At 66.1% G+C, this 2,933-nt stretch carries 3 protein-coding genes and 1 pseudogene; 3 read left to right on the top strand and 1 reads right to left on the bottom strand.

The genetic code is table 11. The annotated features are described in order from the left end of the window. Nucleotides 1-320 precede the first annotated feature (320 nt). The 3 genes and pseudogenes from BN1233_RS33880 to BN1233_RS33870 all read left to right on the top strand — a co-directional run bounded on the left by BN1233_RS33880 (nt 321) and on the right by BN1233_RS33870 (nt 2,164). Nucleotides 321-664 (top strand): annotated as a pseudogene (locus BN1233_RS33880) (carboxymuconolactone decarboxylase family protein). 82 nt (nt 665-746) lie between these two features. Further along, a complete protein-coding gene (locus BN1233_RS33875; protein ID WP_046868205.1) occupies nt 747-1,184 on the top strand; it encodes a DUF1269 domain-containing protein in 438 nt (145 codons plus the stop codon). 275 nt (nt 1,185-1,459) lie between these two features. Further along, nucleotides 1,460-2,164: a DJ-1/PfpI family protein gene (locus BN1233_RS33870; RefSeq protein ID WP_046868067.1), complete on the top strand. Its 705-nt coding sequence runs from the start codon at nt 1,460-1,462 to the stop codon at nt 2,162-2,164. Between the two features lie 156 nt (nt 2,165-2,320). On the opposite strand, the gene BN1233_RS33865 is transcribed toward BN1233_RS33870, so the two are convergent. Continuing rightward, a partial coding sequence (locus tag BN1233_RS33865; protein ID WP_046868066.1) for a peptidase dimerization domain-containing protein occupies nt 2,321-2,933 on the bottom strand: 613 nt, incomplete at its 5' end.

Raw genomic sequence — 2,933 nt, 5'->3', positions numbered from 1 at the left:
AACCGAACCCAATTCAGGGCACGCCGGGCTCCCTGTTTCCCCATGCCGCTCCCCACGAGGTCCAGTTCATAGACGGCGTGCCCTGCCGGACCGTATACGACAGCTCGACCAAGGCCCGTGTGCCGGTCGCCTGCGCGGACACGGGTATCACCGGCAGCATTGACGGAACCGTCAGGTAACAGGTCGGGAAGGCGGAACTCGCGCTCTCAGTCTTCGGAGCGCGGGCTTCGCTTCCCTGAACCGTTGCACTTCGTGCTCCCGGCGGCGCTCAGAATTGAATTCCGCCGTACGACGGAACCCAACCACGGAGCCCATGCATGATGCTCGACTGGAATGACTACCGGAAACAGGTTCTCGTCAGGATCGGCGAGGTGGGAAAGCTCAGTCCCGACACACTTCGTGGCTATCAGGAACTGAGTAATGCAGGCGCGAAGACCGGTGCCCTCGTGCCAAGACGCGTGAGTTGATCGCGCTGGCTGTCGCCGTGACGCGGCAGTGCGATGGCTGCGTCACCGTACACACCGATGCCGCCGTGCGGCATGGCGCGAGCCGCGAGGAAATCGCCGAAGCACTTGGCGTCGCCGTTGCCGTCAATGCAGGAGCGGCGCTGGTCTATTCGGCGCGAGTCCTGGACGCCTACACGAGCAGAACGGCAGGCAGTTGAAGGCCTGCCTTGGTCTACCGCATGATGTCTATGCTCCTGGCTGAGCGGGAATTCGTGCAACCGGCCACGACGGGAGACTTCAATGAGCAGGTTCATCGGCATCGTGTTTCACGACGAGGGAGCGGCGAGCGAGGCATCGGGTGTGCTCAAGGAACTCCAGGCGGAAGGGAGCCTCAAGCTGGCCGGCACGGCTGTCGTCAACAAGGATCCCGAGGGAACACTCGTTGCCAAGCGGGTGGTCGAAGGAGGGCCGCTCGGAACGCTGGTCGGCGCCCTGATCGGCGGGCTCGCCGGCCTCATGGGCGGACCGACCGGGGCTGCCATCGGAGCCGCCGGCGGGGCGCTGGTCGGGCGAGCGGCCGATCAGATCAATCTGGGCGAGCGGGTGACGTTTGCCGAACGGATCTCGCGCGCAATGCGCCCGGGCAGCACCGCCGTCCTGGCTGAGGTCACCGAATACTCCGAAACCTCTCTCGACACGCGGATGAAGGCCCTCGGCGGGGTCGTCGTGCGCGAGTAGCGGATCGTCCCGAGCGGTCCGGCTCGACGCGCCTTGCATCCGCCCAGCCAGGCGCCTTCAAGCGGCGCTTCTTCTGTCACACCGTCCGCGGCCGGGTAGGCGCGCCAGGTCAGGCGGGCCGCCTTCGTCAATCGGCTGGTGAGGTCGAGAATCTGGAGGTTCGGAAACTCCACAAAGCCGATGAGACACGTCATGTCTGGAAGGGAGGGTCACTGTCGTTTGCGACATGATCCCTGATCCGGCATGCTGTCGGTGTCGATCCAGGATGTTTGGCCATGAGCCAGCCGACCACCATCGTCTTCCCGATCTATCCGCGCGTCACCCATCTCGATTTCACCGGCCCGCATCAGTTCTTTGCGCGGCTGCCGGATGCGACGGTGATTGTCGCGTCCGTTGGCGGCAGGCCGGTCGAGGCCGATGGCATCACCTTTGCCGGACTCGCCGGGCTGGAGGACATCGAGCGCTGCGACGTCGTCTGCGTCCCGGGCGGCCGCGGCTGCACCGATGCGATGCACGATGAGACCTTTATGGCCTCGATCCGGCGCCTCGGCGCCGGCGCGCGCTACATCACCTCGGTCTGCACGGGATCGCTGATCCTTGGTGCGGCGGGATTTCTCGTCGGCAGGCGCGCCGCCTGCCATTGGGCCTGGCGCGACATGCTGGTGCCCTTCGGCGCCATCCCCGATCCCGGCCGGGTGGTTCGCGACTGCAATGTCATCACCGGTGGCGGCGTCACCGCCGGCATCGATTTCGCGCTGACGCTGGCCGCGGAACTCGCCGGCCCGGCGGTGGCGCATGCGATCCAACTCAGTCTCGAATATGCGCCCGCCCCGCCATTCAACGCCGGCAGGCCGGACACGGCGCCGCCGGAGATCCTGGAGCGGGTCAATGCCGCCAACGCTGCGGCCATGCCGGCGAGGCATGCGGCAGTGGAGCGCGCGGCGGCGCGACTGAAGAGAGTGGCGGCGGGTGCCGCATAGCAAGGTCAACTTGCGCCACGGCAGCTTTCATCGCGAGCCCCAACAGCTATTCCGCGTGTCGCGGCCGCGCACCAGGCGATGCAGGCCTAGGGTGACGTCCTCAGTACTCGTCTTCCCCTTCTTCGTAATCCCGGCGTAGATCCCGGCCGCGCAGGATCAGGGCTTCGCGCCCGCGGGCGTCAGCCAGACGCCAGCCGCCGCAAGCATCGCCTCAATGCCGGTGCGCAGCGTGGGGTTGATGACGGGCGCGAACTCAGGCGAGTGGTTCGACGGAAGCTTGTTCAGGCTGCCGGTCCTCTCCGCTTCGGCATATTTTTGCGGGTCGGTGCCTCCGACGGCCCAGTACACCGAGGGCACGTCCCCCCAGGCGCGAGGAATGACGGAAAAGTCTTCGCTGGCCGAGGCAGGACCAGTGGGCCCCACCCGCTCCGCTCCCAGGCGCTGTCGCAGGGCTTCCTCGACCTTTCGGGTCGCATCTTCGTCGTTGACGGTCAGGGGGAATTCACCAGGCAGTGTGGTGATCTCGGGCGGCTTCGGAGCGCCTGACGTTGTCGCTTCGCCATTGACGATGCGCCGGATCGACGAGAGTACTTGCTCACGCACCCGATCGTTGAACGTTCGAATGTTGAGCTGGAGCACGGCCTCGTTCGGGATGATGTTCGCACTCGACCCGGCTTGTAGGGATCCGACCGAGACCACAGCGTTGTCCGTCATGGCGATCTCGCGCGAAACCACGGTCTGGAGCCGCATCACCGCCGCCGCCGCCATT

The sequence above is a fragment of the Microvirga massiliensis genome (assembly GCF_001006805.1).
In the GTDB taxonomy this organism is placed as follows: Bacteria; Pseudomonadota; Alphaproteobacteria; order Rhizobiales; family Beijerinckiaceae; genus Microvirga; species Microvirga massiliensis.
Note: the sequence above shows the minus strand (reverse complement) of the source record. Positions and strands in the feature narration are given on the sequence as shown.